The sequence below is a fragment of the Micromonospora gifhornensis genome, assembly GCF_016863515.1.
Lineage (GTDB): Bacteria > Actinomycetota > Actinomycetes > Mycobacteriales > Micromonosporaceae > Micromonospora > Micromonospora gifhornensis.
On sequence record NZ_BOPA01000018.1, the window covers coordinates 107,530 to 126,041 of the forward strand.

At 69.2% G+C, this 18,512-nt stretch carries 10 protein-coding genes; 9 read left to right on the forward strand and 1 reads right to left on the reverse strand.

From position 1 onward, the window contains the following. Positions 1-83 precede the first annotated feature (83 nt). From Vgi01_RS13005 to Vgi01_RS13020, 4 genes are all read left to right on the forward strand, one after another. Complete coding sequence (locus Vgi01_RS13005; protein WP_102657059.1) at positions 84-1,685, forward strand: DHA2 family efflux MFS transporter permease subunit; 1,602 nt, start codon at positions 84-86, stop codon at positions 1,683-1,685. 199 nt (positions 1,686-1,884) lie between these two features. Then, positions 1,885-4,458, forward strand: a complete 2,574-nt coding sequence (locus Vgi01_RS13010; protein ID WP_204291163.1) for a M14 family zinc carboxypeptidase — start codon at positions 1,885-1,887, stop codon at positions 4,456-4,458. Positions 4,459-4,621: 163 nt separating this feature from the next. Continuing rightward, on the forward strand, positions 4,622-5,179 hold the full coding sequence (locus tag Vgi01_RS13015) for a dihydrofolate reductase family protein (protein WP_102657127.1): 558 nt from the start codon (positions 4,622-4,624) through the stop codon (positions 5,177-5,179). Between the two features lie 626 nt (positions 5,180-5,805). After that, entirely contained in the window at positions 5,806-6,849 is a 1,044-nt protein-coding gene (locus Vgi01_RS13020) for a LacI family DNA-binding transcriptional regulator (RefSeq protein WP_233197073.1), read from the forward strand. 168 nt (positions 6,850-7,017) lie between these two features. Here Vgi01_RS13020 and Vgi01_RS13025 read toward each other — a convergent pair whose 3' ends face one another. After that, the gene (locus Vgi01_RS13025) at positions 7,018-8,043 is read right to left on the reverse strand and encodes a LacI family DNA-binding transcriptional regulator (protein WP_102660732.1); all 1,026 of its coding nucleotides are present in this window, start codon (positions 8,041-8,043) and stop codon (positions 7,018-7,020) included. A 388-nt stretch (positions 8,044-8,431) separates the two neighbouring features. Here Vgi01_RS13025 and Vgi01_RS13030 point away from each other — a divergent pair, with 388 nt between their 5' ends. The 5 genes from Vgi01_RS13030 to Vgi01_RS13050 all read left to right on the forward strand — a co-directional run bounded on the left by Vgi01_RS13030 (position 8,432) and on the right by Vgi01_RS13050 (position 18,480). Further along, positions 8,432-9,730, forward strand: a complete 1,299-nt coding sequence (locus Vgi01_RS13030) for an ABC transporter substrate-binding protein (RefSeq protein ID WP_204291164.1) — start codon at positions 8,432-8,434, stop codon at positions 9,728-9,730. Between the two features lie 106 nt (positions 9,731-9,836). Continuing rightward, entirely contained in the window at positions 9,837-10,754 is a 918-nt protein-coding gene (locus Vgi01_RS13035) for a carbohydrate ABC transporter permease (protein WP_204291165.1), read from the forward strand. A 5-nt stretch (positions 10,755-10,759) separates the two neighbouring features. Next, positions 10,760-11,677: a carbohydrate ABC transporter permease gene (locus Vgi01_RS13040; protein WP_204291166.1), complete on the forward strand. Its 918-nt coding sequence runs from the start codon at positions 10,760-10,762 to the stop codon at positions 11,675-11,677. Between the two features lie 2 nt (positions 11,678-11,679). Then, entirely contained in the window at positions 11,680-13,632 is a 1,953-nt protein-coding gene (locus Vgi01_RS13045; protein ID WP_204291167.1) for a glycoside hydrolase family 127 protein, read from the forward strand. Positions 13,633-13,743: 111 nt separating this feature from the next. Beyond that, a complete protein-coding gene (locus Vgi01_RS13050) occupies positions 13,744-18,480 on the forward strand; it encodes a discoidin domain-containing protein (protein ID WP_239088926.1) in 4,737 nt (1,578 codons plus the stop codon). The last annotated feature ends 32 nt before the right edge of the window (positions 18,481-18,512 follow it).

Here is an 18,512-nt window from a genome sequence, read left to right on the forward strand (position 1 = left end):
GTTAGCGCCCAACGGTCATGCCCGCCATCGCCGGCTGGTGCCGCCAGCGACGCCCGACGGGCACTTTCGATTCAGGAGACCTCGTGACACAGCAATCGGTCGCGGCGTCGCAGCCTGTCCCGACATCGGACAAGCTCGACGCTGCGGTTCTCAAGGTGGCGGGCGTCGTCGTGCTCGGCGCGATCATGTCGATTCTCGACGTGACGGTGGTCAGCGTCGCCCTGCCGACCTTCCAGAGCGAGTTCGACGCCTCGTACGCCCGCGTCGCCTGGACGATGACCGGCTACACCCTCGCGTTGGCCACGGTCATCCCGCTCAGCGGGTGGGCCGCCGACCGGTTCGGCACCAAACGCCTCTACATGATGGCCCTGGCGCTGTTCACCATCGGCTCCGGGCTCTGCGCCACCGCCGACACCATCGGGGAGTTGATCGCGTACCGGGTGGTGCAGGGCCTCGGCGGCGGAATGCTCATGCCGCTCGGCATGACGATCATGACCCGGGCGGCCGGGCCGCACCGGATCGGCCGGTTGATGGCGGTGCTCGGCATCCCGATGCTGCTCGGCCCGATCGGCGGTCCGATCCTCGGCGGCTGGCTGATCGACGTCGCGAGCTGGCACTGGATCTTCCTGATCAACCTGCCGATCGGCCTGGTGGCCCTCGTGTACGCGCAGAAGGCCCTGCCGAAGGACAACCCCGAGCCCTCCGAGTCGTTCGACTTCCTCGGCATGCTGATGCTCTCGCCGGGACTCGCCCTGTTCCTCTACGGCGTCTCGACGCTGCCCGAGACCGGCACCTTCGCCGACACCGGGGTGTGGCTGCCCATGCTGATCGGTGCGGCCCTGGTGGTGGCGTTCGTCATCTACTCGTTCCGCCCCCGGCACCCGCTGCTGGACCTGCGGCTGTTCCGCAACCGTCGACTGACCGTGGCCGCGGTGACGATGTTCGTGTTCATCATCGCCTTCATGGGCGCCGGGCTGCTGTTCCCGAGCTACTTCCTCCAGGTGCGGGGTGAGTCGACCCTGGCCGCCGGTCTGCTGATCGCGCCGCAGGGCATCGGCGCGATGCTGACCATGCCGATCGCCGGCATGCTCGCCGACAAGGTGCCGGTCGGCCGGACGGTGCCGTTCGCGCTGTTGCTGATCATCGCCGGGTTCGCCACCTTCACCCAGATCGACGCGGACACCTCGTACGTGCTGATCTGCGGCTCGCTGTTCGTGATGGGCCTGGGCATGGGCGGCACAATGATGCCGATCATGACTTCGGCGCTGCGGACGTTGACCGGGCACGAGGTGGCCCGCGGCTCCACCCTGGTGAACATCCTCCAGCAGATCGGCGGATCCATCGGCGCCGCGGTGATGTCGGTGATCCTCACCAACGAGTTGAACAACTCCCGTCCGATCCCGGGCGTGACCGACCCGAACGGCAACCCGGTCACCGAGTCCGGCCTGGCCATCGCCGCGCAACAGCAACCGGAACTGCTCCAGCAGTTCCCGGTCGAGCCGTCGCTGATCCAGCGCGGGTTGGACTTCGCCGCCAACGCCTTCGCCACCACCTTCTGGGTGGCGTTCGCGCTCGTCGTGTTGACGCTCGTCCCGGCGGCGTTCCTGCCCCGGCGGCGCGAGCGGTCCCACCTGCTCGACGACCAGCCCGGCGACCAGCCGAAGGCGCCGGTCGTCATCCACTGATCACCTGCAGCGAAGGGGCCGCCGGAGTGTTCCGGCGGCCCCTTCGGCGTTCGCCCCAGGACCGGCTCCGGCCCGCTGTCAACCCCTCCCGGCACCCGCCAAACTCAAGATTCGGTCAACCAGGCAGGACATGGGCCGGCGAGGGCGGTCGACGCCGATACGTTGCTCCCCACACTTGCTCAAGCAGAAGGAGGGAAGAATGCGGCGCACTCGACAACGCATCGCTCTTCTCGCAGTACCCGTTCTGGTGGGAAGCGTCCTGCTGGCGGGCCAGCCGGCCGTCGCGGAGCCCGCGGCGACGCCGGCGCCGGCTGCCGACGCCGAGCGCTCCCACCTGGAGCACGCGGACCACGCTGACGTGGTGCGCGTCCACCTGACCGGCTCCGACATGCTGGACGAGGTGGCGGCCGCCGGCTTCGACCTGGAACACGGCCTGACGCGGGTGCCGGACGGGATCGAGGCCGAGGTGGTGGCGACGCCCGAGCAGGTCGCCGAACTCCAGGCGATGGGCGTCCGGATCCTGGCCGAGGGCGAGGGTTTCACCTGGAGCGATGAGGCTGACGGCGGCTTCGCCGCCGCCGGCGCGCGGGTCGCCGCGAGGTCCGCTGCGGCGACCGACAGCACCGCGGCGACGAGCACGTCGACCTTCAGCCACGAGACGACGGTACGCATCGCCCGCGCCGACTGGTTCACCACCAAGGGCCAGGGCTTCCTCTACGTCGAGGCGCGTACCACCGAGGGTGCGCAGACCAACCCGATCATCGGCATGCAGGTGGAGAACGACTCCGGGCCGGGCACCGACTTCGCCCTCGCTCGGACGATGAGCCGCTTCATCGACTCCGGCCAGTACATGTTCCACCGGAACCTGTTCAAGCTGGACACCCGTCCGAGCAAGATCCGGGTCACCAGCTCCACCGGTGGCGTCGCGGTCGGCCCGGTGTCCGACTGGTTGGAGGACGGCGAGCCGCCGCTGACCGACAAGCCGGGCTACAAGTGGAACCTGGTCGACGGCTACAAGCACCCGCAGCAGCTGCACGACCGGATCGAGGAGATCGCTCGGGAGAACCCGAAGATCGCCGAGATCGTCTACCTGCCGTACAAGACGAACGGCTACCAGCGGAAGGCGCAGGCCACCATCGGTGGTACCGGTCAGTCCGCGGTCGTCGTCACCTCCGCGGCCTGGGGCCACGAGGGCGGCAACGACATCACCGTCGAGTTCGTCGACCGGCCCGGCGCCAACCTGCCGCTGTCCGTCGAGGTCAACGGCAAGGCCGTACGGGTCCTGCTCGCCAAGGACTCCTCCGGTGCGCTGGCCAGCACCGCCGCCCAGGTGGCGACGGCCCTGAAGACCCAGTCCAACGGGCTGATCGACCGCTCGCACCCGTACCGCACGAACACCGGCACCGGCATCGTGCAGCCGACGGCGCCGGTGGCGCTGACCGACTTCCTCGACCAGAAGCGCGTCGGTGCCCCCGAGGGCGACGTGCCGCGTGGCCCGAACACCGTTCGTGTTCTGCGGATCGGCAAGCACCGGGACGGCAAGAAGCCCGGCGTGCTGATCCAGGCGCAGGACCACGCCCGCGAGTGGGTGCCGGCGACGACCACCCTGGAGACCGCGGAGCGGCTGGTCGCCAACTACAAGACCGACAAGGAGACCAAGAAGATCGTCGACAACACCGACATCTTCCTGATCCCCAGCAACAACCCCGACGGGGCGAACTACAGCTTCTACAACAACGCCTCGCAGCGTCGTAACCTGACCAACCACTGCGCGGACGACAACGCCGATCCGGGCCGCCGCAACAACTGGGGCGTCGACCTGAACCGCAACTACCGGGTGGGTTCCGCGCAGGACGGTTACTCGGGCGGCTCGTTCAGCTGCACCAGCGACACGTACCAGGGTCCGGAGAAGCTGTCGGAGCCGGAGGCGAAGAACATCGTCTGGCTCGCCGAGACGTACTCGAACATCAAGTTCTTCATGTCGGTGCACTCCAACGGCGGCCAGCTGTTCTGGCAGCCGGGCTCCTACAAGGCCGACGGTCGGGTCACCACCCCTCGTCCGCCGCTGGGTGACGAGATGTTCTACTGGCAGGCCGCCTCGCGCATCCTGTCCCAGGTGAAGGCGTACCGGGAGACCGTGGTCACGCCGCAGAACGTGGGTGGCTCGTCCGACGTGCTCTACTCGTCGGCCGGCAACGTCCGCGAGGACCTGTACCACACCTACGGCATCTTCTCCTTCGGCTGGGAGGTCGGTGGCTCGATCTACAACCCGGCGACCGGCAACTGGCAGGGCGGCTCCTTCCAGCCGCCGTGGGAGGGCAACCCGGAGCTGGTCAGCGGGCACGCCGAGACCATGGAGTACGCCAACGGCATCATGGAGATGTTCCGGATCGCGGCGGAGTGGGGCAAGGACAAGAAGGCCCCCACCTCCACGCTGGTGCCGGGCGCCGGCCGGTTCTCCGGCCCGGTCGACGTGCGGTTCGAGGTCAGCGAGCCGGCGACCATCTACTACACCATCGACGGCAGCCGCCCGACCCTCGACTCGCCCCGTTACAAGGCGACCGAGTTCCGGGAGCCGGGCGAGGTGTTCCACGTGACCGAGACGACCACCTTCCACTGGTTCTCGGTCGACTCGGCGGGCAACATCGAGAAGAACTACGACCCGTCGAAGGCCGACAAGCGCAACAACTTCAACAAGGCCACGATCACCATCGGTGACGCGGACCCGGAGAAGCCCAAGAAGGACAAGAAGCCCAAGAAGGACAAGAAGTAGTCCGTTCCTGAGGTATGTCGGTGCCCCGTCGGTGCGAGCTTTCGCACCGGCGGGGCACTGCTCGTCGGCGAGGAAAATTTCTCCGTCGGCTGTCGAATCCCGCCGGGCCCGTTCGACGTTCTGGTGAAGGCACCACAGATCGCCGATGAAGGAGACCCGCGCCATGCGTACGCTGATCGTCACCGAGTTCATGTCCCTCGACGGCGTGATCGACTCGCCGGGCGGTGGCAGCCACCCGCACGCCGGTTGGACGTTCAAGGACGTGCCGATGGACGAGGCCGTGTGGGAGATCAAGGCCCGCGAGGAGCAGGAGGCGGGCGCGTTGCTGATCGGCCGGGTCAGCTACGACGAGTTCGCGCCGGTCTGGCCGACCATGGAGGAGTTCGCCGAGTACAACGCGATGCCGAAGTACGTGGTGTCGACCACGCTCACCGACCCGCAGTGGCACAACACCACGGTGTTGCGGTCGCTCGACGAGGTCGCCGCGCTCAAGCAGGGCGACGGCGGCACGATCCTGGTGCACGGCAGTGCCACCCTCGCCCAGGGGCTCGCCGCAGCCGGCCTGGTCGACCGGTACCACCTGCTCATCTTTCCGCTGCTGCTCGGCGGCGGCCGGCGGCTGTTCGCCCCGGAGGGCGCCGACAAGCAGCGGTTGACCCTTGTCGAGCACGCCACGTACGGCAACGGTGTGCAGTTGGCGGTCTACGACGTCAACCACTGACCCGGTCTCGTCGGCGCACCCCCGGACACGGGGGCCGGGGGCGCGCCGACGCGGTCAGTACCCGCACCGGCTCTTGAGGTAACCCACGCAATTCCCGGCACTCCTTGCCGAAAACCCTTTCACCCACAACGCTGCCCCACCCCACCCCCCCCACCCCCCACCCCCACCCCCCACCCCCACCCCCACCTCTCTCGCCCGCGTCGATCTTGCACTTACAGTCGGGGCGTAGCGACTGAAAAGCCGCATATCGGCGACCAATAGTGCAAGATCGCGGGGCAGGGTAGGGCAGGAGGGGCGCGAGGGGTGGCGGGAGGGGGACGGTGGGGGAGGGGTGGGTGTGGACGGTCGGGGCGAAAGGGGAGGGGGTCGCCTCAGCTTTCTGTGCGAATCTCCTGGTGGCCATTGCCGAAATCGCTTTCGGCGTTCATTGTCAGAGGTCAGGTGACATCGGTGGTGGAGGGGCCACCGCTTCCTCCGCCGCGTCGCGCGGGGCACCTCCTGACGAGGAGAGCAGGGTGATCGAGAACAGCGGCCGTGCCCGGCCGGACAGGCAGCGACAAGCCCCGTCCGCCCCCGCACGCGGCAACGAAGCCGAACGGCCGGTCAGAGGTTCGGGCCGTTCGATCATGCGGGACGTCGCGGAACTGGCGGGCGTGTCGGCCCAGACGGTCTCCCGCGTCATCAACGGGCATCCGTACGTCGCCGACCACACCCGACAGCGGGTCCTGGACGCCATGCGCCAGCTCGACTACCGGTTGAATCCGGCCGCCCGCGCCCTGGTCACCCGCCGCTCCGGCACGCTCGGGATCGTCGGCTACGAGAGCCCGCTCTACGGGCCCACCTCCATGCTGTACGCCATCGAGGGCGCGGCTCGGGCCGCGGGCTACTTCGTCAGCGTCGCCAGTCTGCGGCACCTGGATCGTCGATCGGTCTTCGACGCGGTCGACTGGCTCCGCCGCCAGTCGGTCGAAGGGATCATCGCCATCGCGCCCAAGCCCGCCATGGCCGACGCCCTGGCCGAGGCGTCGTCCGGACTGCCGGCGGTGACCGTGGGCGGCGGCTGCACCGAGGCCGTACCGAGTGCGCAGATCGACAACGCCGAAGGTGCCCGGCTCGCCACCCGACACCTGCTCAACCTCGGACACACCACCGTTCACCACCTCGCCGGCCCGCAGGACTGGCCGGAGGCGCGGGAGCGGGTCGCCGGCTGGCATGCCGCGCTGCGTGCCGCCGGTGCGCCGACGCCCGCCGTGGTGCCCGGTGACTGGAGCGCCGGCACCGGCTACGAGCAGGGTGAGCGGCTCGCCCGCGACCGCAGCGTCACGGCCATCTTCTGCGCCAGTGACCAACTCGCCCTCGGTGTGCTGCGGGCGCTGCACGAGGCCGGCCGGCGGGTACCGGGTGAGGTAAGCGTGGTCGGATTCGACGGCACCGCCGACGGTGCCCACTTCCTGCCGCCGCTGACGTCGGTCCGGCAGGATTTCGCCGAGCTGGGTCGGCGCAGCCTGCGACTGTTGCTGGCACAACTCGACCGGCCCGCGTCGAAGTCGCGACCCCGCCGCGACGTACTGGTGCCGGAGTTGGTCATCCGGCGCAGCGCGGCGGCACTCTGCGACGGCGACCGCGCGGCGGCGGGCCTGACCCTGTCCGGCCCGTCACGCGGCACCTGACGCGCGGGTGCTCTCGACCTGCCGGGTGGCGGCCCGAACATGGTCGGCCGTGCCCCCTCACGCGGCACCCTGACGCCGGGCCTGCGGCACCTTCGCGTCGGGCGCGCGCGAGCCGCCAGGTGGCCTCCGAGCAAAATGCGGGCGGGACGAGCGCCGCCGGCACCAGGGTCAGTGGCGGGTGAGGGCCGGTCCGGTGGACTCGCGGACGACGAGGCGGCCCTGCTGCCGGATCACCCCACCGGTGGCGTTGCCGTCCAGCGCCGCGATGAGGTGCTGGACCGCGGTCGCGCCGAGCTGTTCGAGGTTGAGGTCCACGGTGGTCAGCGGCGGGCGGCACTCCTCGGCGAAGAGTTCCCAGTTGTCGTAGCCGACGATCGCCACGTCGTCCGGGATCTGACGGCCGAGGTCGCGCAGCGTGTCCGCGACGCCTGCGGCCACCTGGTCGTTGCCGCAGAAGATCGCGTCCACGTCCGGCCGGGCGGCCAGCAGCAGACGTGCCGCGTGCCGACCCCACCGCTGGGACCATTCGCCGAACAGCGGGTCGCCGGCCGGTACGAGACCTGCCTCGGTGAGGACCGCGCGCAGCCCGGCGGCCCGGTCGCGGGCGGCGCGGTAACTGTCCGGGCCGGTGATGTGCCCGATCCGTCGCCGACCGTGCGAGACCAGGTGTTCGGCGGCGAGTCGGGCCCCACCCTCGTCGTCGGCGACGATCGACAGGTCGTCCGGGTCGGTGGACTGGGCGTACGCGTAGACCACCGGCACCGGGATGTGCTGGGTCACCGACGGGCTCACCTCGTTGCTGTCACCGACCACGATGAACCCGTCGACCTGGCGGGCCAGCAGGGTGCGGATGTAGTGCTGGCGGCGGATGGCGTCGCCGCGCGCGTCGCAGAGCAGCACGGACATCTGCCCGTTGCCGAGGGCGTTCTCGGCGCCGAGCAGGATGGACATGGCGAACCTGCCGCCCAGTTCGTCGGTGAGCAGCCCCACCGTACGGGTGCGACCGGAGATCAGCCCGGAGGCGAGCACGTTCGGCTGGAAGGACAGCTCGGCGGCGGCGCGCAGCACCCGTTCCCGGGTGGCCGAGGCGACCTCGGGGCGACCGTTGATGGCCTTGGACGCGGTGGCCATCGAGACACCAGCATGGCGCGCCACATCACTCAGCGTCACTGACTGCGATCGTCGTCGGCCCACTCGAAAGCCTTTCGCAACATTTTCAGAAAGCCGGCAGCCGTTGGCCAGCCTCACGATTCCGGCCAGCGTAGTGCGAAGACTGACACAAGCGGAAGCCAGGGGTGGGCCGAAAATCGACCTCGGTTTTACCCGTACGACATCTTGCCGAAAGCGTTTTCGTGAAGCACCCTATCGGCGGAACGTGATGGGTGCCACCTCGCCATGGCGGTGACTTCGGCGGTGGTGCGCGCAGAACCGCGTCGCGGGTCGGCTCGACCTGTCCGACGCCCGACCGTGATGTCACCGCCTTGCCCCATCCACCTGACGCGGCAACTCGACACTGCACACCTCGGCCGGCGGAGACCGCTCGGCGGTTTCGCGCCGGTTTGATGAACCCTAGGAGAGGACCATGAGCACAACCCTGGGCAGGCGGACTGCCCTACGATCCCTGGCGGGAGTCCTTGCCGCGACGCTCACCCTCGGCGTTGCGGCGTGCGGCAGCGACGAGCCGAGCGGCCCGAGCGCGGCCGACGCCGGTCCCACCGGCCTCGACGACGGCAGCGAGCTGACACTGTGGACGCGCGCGCCGCTGGAAAAGCAGGCGAAGCTGCTTGTCGACGCGTACAACGCCAGCCACCAGAACCAGGTCAAGCTCACCGTCGTACCCAACGACGACTACGTCGCCAAGGTCGGTGCGGCAGCGGGCTCCGACGGTCTGCCGGACCTCTTCGCCGCCGACATCGTCTACGTGCCGAACTGGGTCGAGCAGGGCCTCTTCCAGGACCTCAGCTCCAACATCGACGGTCTGGACTTCAAGGACTCCATCAACAAGGGACACCTGTCGGCGGGCACCCGCGAGGGCAAGGAACACGTTCTGCCCTTCGTGCTGGACCTGTCGATGCTGTTCTGGAACAAGCAGCTGTTCACCGAGGCCGGCCTCGACCCGGAGAAGGCCCCGGCGTCGCTGCAGGAGTACGCCGCAGCGGCCAAGGCGATCCAGGCGATGGGCAAGGACGGTGTCTACGGCACGGCGGCCGGGCTGAACTGCGGCGGCTGCCTGCTGTTCACCTGGTTCCCGTCGATCTGGGCCGGCGGCGGTCAGGTGCTCAGTGAGGACGGCACGGAATCCAAGCTCGCCGACGAGACCGCGCAGCAGGTCTACCGCGTCTGGCACGACCTGTGGCGCTCGGGTGCGGTGCTGCCGGCCTCGGCCGGTGAGACCGGTCCCACCTGGACCGCCGCCTTCACCGAGGGCAAGGTCGGCCTGATGTTCTACCCGGCGACGCTGCTCTCCTCGACCCCGTTCGACGCCGGGGTCGCCGGCATTCCCGGCCCCAACGGCGGTGCCTCCACCTTCGTCGGCGGCGACGGCATCGGCATCTCGAAGGACTCGAAGAAGGCCGCCCAGGCCTGGAACTTCCTCAGCTGGATGATGTCGGAGCAGGCCCAGGTCGAGGTGCTGGCCAAGAACAAGGACGTGGTCTCCCGCGCCGACCTGGCCAACAACAAGTACGCCGCCGAGGACCCGCGCCTGGTCACCATCAACGAGGTCGCCGGCAAGGGCGGCACCCCGGTCGCGCTGAACTTCCAGCAGGCGTTCAACGCGCCGAACAGCCCGTGGCTGACCCTGGTGCGCAACCAGGTCCTCAACGGCAGCGGTGACCTGAAGAAGGACAACGACGAGATCACCGCCGTACTCAAGCAGTAGGTGAGCCCGCAGGCGTGCGCCGACCTCCCGGCCCTCTTCCGGTCGGCACACGCCTGCGGCGTCACCCGGACACCGCCCACCCGTCATCGAAGAAACGAGAGGTTCCATGAGCGTCACCGCACCGTCTCGCCCGCCGGGTGCGGCGACACGGCGTCGCACCCGCCCGCGCGGCCGGCAGGCCCTGCTCGGCTGGCTCTACGCGACCCCGACGGCGGTCTTCGTGGTGCTGTTGTTCGCCGTGCCGCTGCTGCTGGTCATCCGGATGTCGCTGTCGAAATGGTCGCTGCTGCGCGGAGACCAGGGCCTCAACGCCCCCGACAACTTCGTCAAGGCGGTCGACCACCGCTTCTTCACCGACTCGGTGGTGTTCACCCTCAAGTACACCGCGCTCGCGACCGTCCTGCTGCTGGCGCTCGGCCTGGGACTGGCCCTGCTCGTGCAGGAGTCGAGCCGCTGGAACAACCTGCTCCGCGCGTCGTTCCTGATCCCCAGCGCTCTCGGACTGGCCTCGGCGTCGCTGCTGTTCTACGTGCTCTACTCGCCGTACGCGAGCCCGCTGGCACCGGTGATGGACCGGTTCGGCCTCACCTTCCTCGGCTCGCCGACCGCGGCGCTGATCTCCACCACGTTCCTGATCGTCTGGCGCTACGCCGGGTTCTACATGGTGCTCATGCTCGTCGGCCTGCAGGGCATCCCGGCCGACGTGTACGAGGCCGCCCGCACCGACGGCGCCAGCCGCTGGCAGACCTTCCGGAAGGTCACCCTGCCGCTGCTGCGCCCCACGCTGGCGTTGACGACAGTGCTCTGCGTGACCGGCTCCCTGCTCGCCTTCGAGCAGTTCTACATCCTGACCAAGGGCGGCCCGGACAACAGCACGATCACCGTGGTCCAACTGATCTACATGGTGGCGTTCCAGGGCCAGAACGACCTGGGGGTCGCGGCGGCCATCTCGGTCATCGTGCTGCTGGCCCTGATCCTGATCAACGCGTTGCAGATGCGCGCCTTCCGGTCCGAGGAGAGCTGACGCCGATGACCGTCGCACCAACCACCGAATCGGCCGTCACCGACGGACCCGCGGCGCCGACACCCTCGCGACACGAGAGTCGGAAGAAGACCGAGGGCATGACCATCGCCGGCATCGCCCTGCGCACGCCGTACTGGGTGTTCACCGGGGCGGTCGCGCTGATCTTCCTGGCGCCGCTGGTCTGGACGGCCGTCGCCTCGGTCTCCCCGCAGCCCGGCACGAACCAGGTGGACGGCTGGGGGTTCGGCAACTACCGCACGCTCGCCGCCTACCAGGCCGGCATCTGGCGCTACCTCGCCAACTCCGCGTTCGTCTCGCTGCTCACGGTCACCCTGACGCTGCTGATCTCCTTCCTCGGCGGTTACGCCTTCGCGCGGTTCCGCTTCCCCGGGAAGAACCTGCTCTTCCTGGTCACGCTCGCCATCCTGATGGTCCCGTACGCGACCCTGCTGATCCCGCTCTACGTGCTGCTCAACCAGGTGGGGCTGCAGAACTCCCTGGTCGGCGTGGCGCTCGTGCTCACGATGTTCCAGCTGCCGTTCTCCACCTTCCTGATGCGCATCTCCTTCGAAGCGGTGCCACGCGAACTCGACGAGGCCGCGATGGTCGACGGCTGCTCGTCGTTCGGCGCGCTGTGGCGGGTGCTGTTGCCCGCCGTCAAGCCGGGCCTGATCACCGTCGGGCTGTTCGGGTTCCTCGCCGCGTGGAACGACTTCATGGCCCCACTCATCCTGATCAACGACTCGGAGCGGATGACCCTCCCGCTCGCGGTGTCGAATCTGCGTGGCCAGGTCCAGGGTGTCGTCGACTACGGGGCGACCGAGGCGGGCGTCGTCGTGCTCGCCCTTCCGTGCATCGTCCTGTTCCTCCTGCTCCAACGACACTACGTGCGCGGCTTCATGTCCGGCGCGCTGAAAGGATGACCATGAGCGGCAACGCGCATTCGGCCGCACCCGTTCTGCCGGCCCAGGGCCGCCTGCGGCCCCTCGATCTGCGGGACGTGGAGATCACCGGCGGGTTCTGGGGTGAGCGCCAGTCGATCAACGGCGCGGCCACACTCCGGCACATCGAGCACTGGCTCGAGCGCGAGGGCTGGATCCGCAACTTCGACCTGACGGCGAACGGGGGCGACCCCGTCGAGCGCCGGGGACGCGAGTTCTCCGACTCCGAGGTCTACAAGTTCCTGGAGGCCATGGCCTGGGAGATCGGCCGGACCGACGACGCGGAACTGGAGTCGCGGTTCCGCGCGATCGTGCGGCGGGTCGGTGCCGCCCAGCAGCCCGACGGCTACCTGAACACCAGGTTCGGTCGGCCGGGGCAGGCGCCGCGCTGGTCCGACCTGGAATGGGGCCACGAACTCTACTGCGTCGGACATCTGCTGCAGGCCGCGGTCGCCCGGGTCCGGACCCGCCCCGACGCCGACGACGGGCTGCTCGACATCGCCTGCCGGGCCGCCGACAACGTGTGCCGGACCTTCGGACGGGACGGCATCGACAGCGTCTGTGGGCACGCGGAGATCGAGACCGCGCTGGTGGAGTTCGCCCGCGCCACCGGCCAGGAGCGCTACCTGACCCAGGCCGCCCTCTTCGTCGACCGGCGCGGTCACGGCCGACTCGCCGACGTGGAGTTCGGTCGCGAGTACTTCCAGGACGACCAGCCGGTCCGGCAGGCCACGGTGCTGCGCGGCCACGCGGTACGGGCGAACTACCTCGCCGCCGGCGCGGTCGACGTCGCCGTCGAGGTGAAGGACGCCGGCCTGCTGGACGCGGTGCGTGGCCAGTGGCGCAACACGGTGTCGCGGCGTACCTACGTCACCGGGGGACAGGGCTCCCGGCACCAGGACGAGGCGTTCGGCGGTGACTGGATGCTGCCCCCCGACCGCGCCTACTCGGAGACCTGCGCGGGCATCGGCTCGGTGATGCTGGCCTGGCGGCTGCTGCTCGCCGACGGCGACCCCCGGTACGCCGACCTGATCGAGCGGACGCTGTTCAACGTGGTGTCGACCTCCCCGGCGGCCGACGGGCAGAGCTTCTTCTACACGAACACCCTGCACCGTCGGGAACTCGGCACCACTCCCGACACCGACCGGCCCAGCCTGCGGGCGGCGGCGTCACTGCGGGCGCCCTGGTTCGAGGTGTCCTGCTGCCCGACCAACGTGGCCCGCACCCTGGCCAGCCTGTCGGCGTACGTCGCGACCTGCGACGACGACGGGCTGCAGGTGCACCAGTACCTGACCGGCACGGTCGAGCAGCACCTCGCCGACGGGCGCAGCCGGCGGGTGCACATCACGACCGAATACCCGTACGACGGTCAGATCCGGGTACGGGTCGACAGCGACGACGAGCACCCCTGGTCGCTGTCGTTGCGGGTGCCCGGGTGGGCCGACCAGGGGGCGACGGTGACCCTCGACGGGGTGGCCCGGCCGGTGGCTCCGGGCGTGTTCACCGAGCACCGGGCGTGGCGGCGCGGCGACGAGATGGTGCTGCGGCTGCCGATGGCGCCCCGGTTCGTGCACCCGGACAGCCGCATCGACGCGGTGCGCGGCTGTGTCGCGGTGGAGCGCGGCCCACTGGTGTACGCCCTGGAGTCGGTGGACGTGCCGGGCGTGGCAAGCGTCGACGACCTCCGCGTCGACGTCACCCGACCGCCGCGGCTACGCGACGGTCAGGTCCTCGTGCGGTGCCGCCAGGTCCGCGGGCAGGAACACGACTGGCCGTACCGGGCCGACGCCGCCGAGTCGGCGCCGGTGCCGGTCGACGAGTTCGACGACGTGCCACTGGTGCCGTACCACGCCTGGGCCAACCGTGGGCCCTCCACCATGCGGGTCTGGCTCCCCACCGACACCGCCCTGCGGGAACCGGCGCCGGGGCAGCCCTGATGTTAGCGCTCACAGCGGTCGATGACCGATGACGACAAGCCGTTCGAACCACCGCCACAGGTGCGACCGGGCGCCTCACCCGCCCCCGCGCCGAGAACAAGGAGGAAGGAAATGATCCGTAGACGCGTGCGAAGGGCGCCCCTCTGGGCAGCCCTTGCCGCGCTCGTGGTGACAGGGTCGGTCGCCGTACCGTCCCCGGCCCACGCGGCGAGCCCGATCCTGCCCGGCAACGAGGGCGACGTCGGGGTTTACACAAACGGACAGAGCCACGTCATGGACATCGGTGACCCGGTGTACAGCAACGTCGGCGACGTCGCCAACCAGCTGCGGCCCGGAGTCCCGTTCACCGCGGGCAGCATGCACCAGTCGATCTTCGACAAGGACCTCGCCGCCGGCGGCACCGACTACTACCTCGACCGCATTCTCGGCGTGCAGGGCGCCCTCGGGTCAGCGGTGCTGATGACCCGAGGCCGCTCGCTGTACATGCGGGGCGCGAGCAACAACAACTTCACAGTCATGGGCTTCGCCGGCAGCGCGTTCGTCGGCGGCCCCAACAACCTCGGCAACCTCTACACCGTCACGGTGCCCGGACAGACCGTCAGCGAGGTCAACGCCCACCGGTTCAACGCGCCCAGCCACGCCAGGAGCCGCTACACCATCGGCGCCACCGGGGTCACCGCGAACCTGACCAAGTTCATCACCTACGACAACGTGGCGGTCACCGCCATCGAGTTCACCAACCCCGGCGACGAGGCGGCCACCTTCACCGTCCGCGCCGCGTCACCGCTGGCCACCCAGGCGGCCGGCGAGGCCGCGCTGACCGGCACCCGCACCATCACCAGCGGCTCCAACAACGGCCTGGTCGACACGGCGTGGGACACCGTCCGCATCGACCTGACCGGTGCCGGCTTCACCCGTAGCGGCAGCAACCTGGACCGGGAGATCACCGTCCCGGCCGGCGGCTCGACGTCGCTGTCGGTCGTCGGCGCGGTCTCCTCGGCCACCCTGCCGGAGACGGTGCAGAGCTACCAGGAGTACGCCGAACTGTCGCCGGCGCAGGCCGTACGCACCGGCATCACCGAGTTCAACCGCCGCTGGGCGCAGGACGTCCCCTACATCGACGTGCCCGACCCGGCGTTGGAGAAGGCGATCGTCTACCGCTGGTGGGGTGAGCGGTACAACTCCCTCGACGCCAACGCCTCCGGCCACGTCTACCAGTACCCGACGACGATCGAGGGGGTGAACCTCTACCAGAACGCCGTCGCGCTGACCCAGCCGATGCACCTGCAGGACACCAAGTGGCTGCGTACGCCGTACCTGCCGTACGGGCAGATCCTCAACATCGGTGAGCTGTCCGGCTCGTCGGCCTTCCTGGACAGCCCGGGGCACACCAGCTGGAACAACCACTACTCGCAGTACCTCGGCACCGCCGGGCTCGAGGCGTACAACGTGCACGGTGGTGGCAAGGACATCGCCCGCAAGTTCGCCGGGTACTTCGAGGGCGACGGCGTCGGCCAGCTCGAACACTACGACGGCAACAACGACAAGCTGATCGCGTACGACACCAACTACATGCCGGGCAACGACGCCGACGCCATCACCTTCGGCTACCCGAAGTCCAACGCCGGCGCCCCCGGCGCGCGGACCATCGAGCGGCCCGAGTCGGCGTACGTCTGGGGTGCCTTCGACGCGGCCCGGCAGCTCTACCAGCTCGCCGACGCCGACCAGGCCAAGGTCGACGAGATGGCGACAAACGCCGACCAGATCCGCGCCGCGATCCTCAACCGGCTGTGGAGCCCGGACATGCGGATGTTCCTGGCCGGCACGTCGCACGGCGCGACCAGCGCGGCCAGCGCCAACGGGCGGGCCAACCCGCTGCCCGCGTCGGCCCGCACCCTGATCCCGGCCAAGGAGTCGAACCTCTACGACATCTACGCCGAGAACCTGATCCCGAAGGACCAGTGGCAGACCTACGTCGACGGTTTCCGGTTCCTGACCTACGGCGACAACTTCCCGATCTTCCCGTTCTACACCGCGAACCAGTACGACCGCGCCGCCTACGGCATCGGCGGCTCGAACAACTTCTCCAACATCAACTTCACCGTGCAGTACCGCGGTGTCCGCTCCGCCCTGCGGCACTACGACCCGGAGCAGAAGTACATCACCCCGGCGTACGCCAAGCGGCTGCTGGACTGGATGGCCTGGAGCATCTACCCGAACGCGGACATGCGGATCGCGAACCAGGCGGAGTACTACTCCAACTGGAACCCGAACACCCGCACCTACAACCGCAACAACCAGAACCACATCATGCTCGGCAACATGAACTACATCTTCATCGAGGACATGGCGGGCATCCAGCCGCGTTCCGATGACAAGATCGAGCTCTGGCCGATCGAGTTCGGGTACGACCACTTCATGGTCAACAACCTGCGGTACCACGGTCAGGACGTGACGATCGTCTGGGACCCGGACGGCAGCGAGTACGGCCTCGGCGCCGGTTACAGCCTGTTCATCAACGGGGAGAAGAAGGTGAGCACCGACAAGCTCGGCAAGCTCACCTACGACCCGAACACCAACCAGGTCCAGGCCGCAGAGGGGCTCACCGTCACCTTCACCGCGACCGAAGGGACCGACTTCCCGGCCGCAGTGGACACCCCGATCGCCGACGAGCGGGTGGTGGGTTACCTCAAGACCGCCGGCATCGACCTCACCGAGGACGCGCCGAACCTGGCGCAGGGCGCGCAGCTCAGCTCGTCGTACACCCAGCAGGGGGTGCGGCCGACGCCGTGGCGGCAGTTCCACACGCCCGGCTGGAGCAGCACCTCGATGAACTACACCCCCGGCGCGATCTCGGTGACCGAGCGTCCGGTGTCGCTGGCGGCCGTCACCGACGGTGTCACCGCCAACGAGCCCTACTGGGGCAACTACGGCACCACCGACCGCAACGGCTACGTCGAGTTGGACCTGGGTGCGGCGAAGTCCTTCGACAACGTGAAGGTCTTCTTCGTCAGCGACCGGCAGGCCGGCGGCTACCGGGAACCCGCCCGCTGGTGGATCCAGGTGCCCGACGGCAACGGCGGCTGGCGTGAGGTGCCGAACCAGTTCAAGAACCCGACGGTGCCGTCGGCGAAGTTCAACGAGGCGCTGTTCGACACCGTCACGTCGAGCAAGGTCCGCATCGCCTTCACCAACAACCCGACCTTCTTCACCGCCATCTCCGAGATCCAGGTCTTCGACTCGGGTCGGGACGTGCCGGAGGTCAGCAACCAGGCGCCGGTCGTCACCGCAGCCCGGGACAACTCGACCGACGGCAACCTGTCCACCCGACTGGTCGCCACCGCCACCGACGACGGCATCCCGTACGACAACGACCTGACCTTCGGCTGGGAGACCGTCTCCACGCCGGAGGGTGCCGGCGTCATCTTCGCCGACGCGCAGGCGTTGTCCACCCGGGTCACCGGCACGATCGCCGGCGACTATGTGTTCCGGTTCTTCGCCGACGATGGCGAGAAGCGGTCGACGACCACCGTCGCGGTGACCCTCACCGAGCGGGAGGTCAGCGCGGAGTTCGGTGCCTCGGCGACGATCAGCACCAGCGGCACCGCCTCGTGGGAGAACCACTCCCGGGTCAACGCGCCCACCAACCCGGCCAACTCGAACCCGGGCACCGGCCAGGGTTGGGGCAACTGGGGTCAGCCGGCCAACGGCACCAGCCTCGACCGCCAGGCGTGGATCCAGTACCGCTGGGACGCGCCGGTGCGCCTGTCCTCGACGGACATCTACTGGTACGACGACAACGGCGGCACCCGCCGCCCCGCCGCCGGCACGTACGCCATCGAATGGTCGACGAACGGCAGCACCTGGACGCCGGTCACCCTCACCGGTGACTCGACGTACGCCGGTGGGCTGGCCACCAACCGCTACAACCACTTCGATTTCGCGCCGATCACCGCCAGTCACCTGCGCATCCGCATCTGGGGCGTGCAGGGCAGCGGGGCCGGCACCGGCGTCCTGCGGTGGCGGGCCAACGGCGAGACCGTCGACTCGGTGCGTTCGCCGGTGCTCATCCGCACCGGCGTGGGGCAGGTGCCGACCCTGCCGGCCACGCTCGACGCGGTCTACGCCAGCGGCGCCCGCGGCACTGTGGCGTTCAACTGGCAGGAGATCACGCCCGAGCAGGTGGCGGAGCCGAACGTGGACCCGTTCGTGGTCTACGGCACCAACGACGCGTACGGCCTGATCGCCGAGGCCCGCATCTACGTGCGACCGGAGATGTCCACCGGCGGCATCTCGATCCAGGGTGCCGAGACCTTCGAGCAGGCCGTCGAGGTGGGCGAGCTGCCCTGGCTGCCGGAGAAGGTGTCGGTCTCCTACAACGACGGTTCCCGGGACAACCAGGCCATCGGGGTCGAGTGGAACTTCGACGAGAACATCGTCAACGTCCCCGGCCGGTACACCATCATCGGTGACCTGGTCCTGCCGCCCTACGTCAGTCAGGCCGGGGCCACCCGGACCACGCTGACCCTCACCGTGGGCAACCCGCCCGAGACGCCGACCTGGGACGTCGAGGTGCAGGCCAGCACCCGCTGCACCGGCCGCAACGTCTACGTCACGGTCAACGCCCGCAACGCCGGGGACGTGCCGCTCACCATCGAGCTGGTCACGCCGTACGGGTCGCGGACGATCGCCGACGTGGCGTCCGGCAAGTCCGCCTTCCAGGCGTTCAACACCCGCGCCACATCGGTGCAGGCGGCCACGGCGACGGTGAAGGCCACCGGAATCGTCGACGGCGAGCCGGTCACCGTGGAGTTCGAGGCACCGTTCGGCGCGCTCACCTGCGGCTGACCTCCCCTGGTGGCGGCGTCGGCGCATCGGCG

Bases quoted from the DNA above. Each gene is read 5' to 3' on its own strand.
- Vgi01_RS13030 (WP_204291164.1), top strand. From the start codon at position 8,432: ATGAGCACAACCCTGGGCAGGCGGACTGCCCTACGATCCCTGGCGGGA.
- Vgi01_RS13020 (WP_233197073.1), top strand. From the start codon at position 5,806: ATGCGGGACGTCGCGGAACTGGCGGGCGTGTCGGCCCAGACGGTCTCC.
- Vgi01_RS13015 (WP_102657127.1), top strand. From the start codon at position 4,622: ATGCGTACGCTGATCGTCACCGAGTTCATGTCCCTCGACGGCGTGATC.
- Vgi01_RS13010 (WP_204291163.1), top strand. From the start codon at position 1,885: ATGCGGCGCACTCGACAACGCATCGCTCTTCTCGCAGTACCCGTTCTG.
- Vgi01_RS13040 (WP_204291166.1), top strand. From the start codon at position 10,760: ATGACCGTCGCACCAACCACCGAATCGGCCGTCACCGACGGACCCGCG.
- Vgi01_RS13050 (WP_239088926.1), top strand. From the start codon at position 13,744: ATGATCCGTAGACGCGTGCGAAGGGCGCCCCTCTGGGCAGCCCTTGCC.
- Vgi01_RS13045 (WP_204291167.1), top strand. From the start codon at position 11,680: ATGAGCGGCAACGCGCATTCGGCCGCACCCGTTCTGCCGGCCCAGGGC.
- Vgi01_RS13035 (WP_204291165.1), top strand. From the start codon at position 9,837: ATGAGCGTCACCGCACCGTCTCGCCCGCCGGGTGCGGCGACACGGCGT.